The organism is Methylophaga sp. UBA5088, assembly GCF_002414625.1.
Taxonomy (GTDB): domain Bacteria; phylum Pseudomonadota; class Gammaproteobacteria; order Nitrosococcales; family Methylophagaceae; genus Methylophaga; species Methylophaga marina.
The window spans coordinates 373-2,155 of record NZ_DIAC01000096.1 but is presented as its reverse complement, the minus strand read 5'-3'; the positions used below and the strand labels follow the sequence as shown (position 1 = coordinate 2,155).

3 protein-coding genes are annotated in these 1,783 nt (G+C 46.7%); all 3 read right to left on the bottom strand.

Annotated features, from left to right (window positions below; genetic code table 11):
* A partial coding sequence (locus B4K20_RS11825) for an rRNA maturation RNAse YbeY (RefSeq protein WP_289283026.1) occupies positions 1-193 on the bottom strand: 193 nt, incomplete at its 3' end.
* Positions 190-1,167, bottom strand: coding sequence for a PhoH family protein (locus tag B4K20_RS11820; protein WP_289283025.1), 978 nt, complete (start codon positions 1,165-1,167; stop codon positions 190-192). The genes B4K20_RS11825 and B4K20_RS11820, both read right to left, overlap by 4 nt.
* Before the next feature lie 18 nt (positions 1,168-1,185).
* The coding region (locus B4K20_RS11815; protein WP_289283024.1) for a TRAM domain-containing protein at positions 1,186-1,783 on the bottom strand (598 nt) is incomplete at its 5' end.

Sequence of the window (1,783 nt, the reverse complement as noted above, 5' to 3'; positions counted from 1 at the left end):
AGACATTGGTTGGGCCATTTTTGCCACGATACTGACTGTTCAGTTCAGCACTTTCTGATTCATCGACTAAGCGTATACTCAACTCACAGTCTTCATTGACTTCGGATAGTGCCGCTTCAGCCCATTGAGTAAACAGTGGTTCATCTGGCTTTTCGCCTTCATAAACGCACTGAAAATCCACGACAACGCTCATGCTTTTTTATCAGCCTTATCGTATGCCAAGATGACTTTTTGTACCAGCGAATGTCGAACAACATCTTTTGCCTGGAAGAAAGTAAAGCCGATACCGTCCACATCCTTCAATACTTCAATAGCATGACGTAAACCAGAGCGTGTTGAACCGGGCAAATCTACCTGAGTGATATCACCCGTAATAACGGCAGTAGAGTTATAGCCCATACGAGTCAGGAACATCTTCATTTGTTCGGTGGTGGTATTTTGCGCTTCATCCAGAATAATGAAAGATTCATTCAGTGTTCTACCACGCATATAAGCCAGTGGTGCCACTTCAATGACATTACGTTCCATTAATTTAGCCACGCGCTCAAACCCAAGCATTTCATATAAAGCATCAAACAATGGTCTGAGATAAGGATCGACTTTCTGCGCTAAATCACCCGGTAGAAAACCGAGACGCTCGCCCGCTTCTACTGCTGGTCTGACCAGTACAATCCGACGACAAAAATCACGCTCCAAAGCCTCCACGGCACAAGCCACAGCAAGGTAGGTTTTACCCGTACCAGCGGGCCCCACACCAAAGTTTATATCGTGGGTCATGACCCGGCGTAAATACGCTTGCTGATTTTCGCCACGAGCTTTAATTAAGCCACGCTTGGTTTTGATCACCACTTCTTTGTCCGGTTCTGTCGCCGCGGATACATCTTCACCACCACTTTTACGAATGGCCATGTGAATTTGTTCAGGCGCTAACACTGACTGTGCGGTTTCGGCGTACAAGTCGTGAATCACTTCCTGAATTAAGGTCAGCGTGTCTGCCGGACCGATAATCTGAAAGTTAACACCACGATTATTGATTTCCACCCCAAAGCCACGCTCCATCATTCGAATATGTTCATCCAAATGACCACAGAGGTTGGCAAGGCGAGGATTATCTGCTGGGCTTAGCTCGAAGCTGATGCTATCGAGCGCTTGAGAGGTTTGAGTCACTATATAATTCCGATGAGCTTAAAGTGCAACGCTATCAGCGACTAATTCGCCGCGCAAGGAGTTCGAGAAGGCTTCTTCGATATACACATCGACAAACTGACCGATAAGACTGCTGTCACCGGGGAAATTTACCACTCGGTTATTCTCGGTACGACCTGCCATATCGCCACCACCACGATGTGCTTCGCGCTCGACTAGAATACGTTGTGTTGTGCCCACCATCGCTTTCGCATGTTCATCTTCCAGCTCACGCAAACGATCCTGCATAATTTGCAAACGGCGTTTCTTTTCTTCTTCAGAGACAGAATCCACAAATGCCGCAGCCGGTGTCCCAGGGCGAGCGCTATAAACAAAGCTGAATGAGTGGTCGAATTTAATCTCGTTGATTAAATCCATGGTCGCCTGAAAGTCTTCTTCTGTTTCATTGGGGAAACCGACAATAAAGTCACTCGACATACTTAAGCTCGGTCTGACTTCCAGTAATCGGCGAATCTTACTTTTATATTCCAATGCAGTATGACCGCGCTTCATCATCGTCAGAATACGATCGGAGCCAGATTGAACGGGTAAATGCAGATGATTCACCAACTCAGGTACTTCGGCAAACGCTTCAATC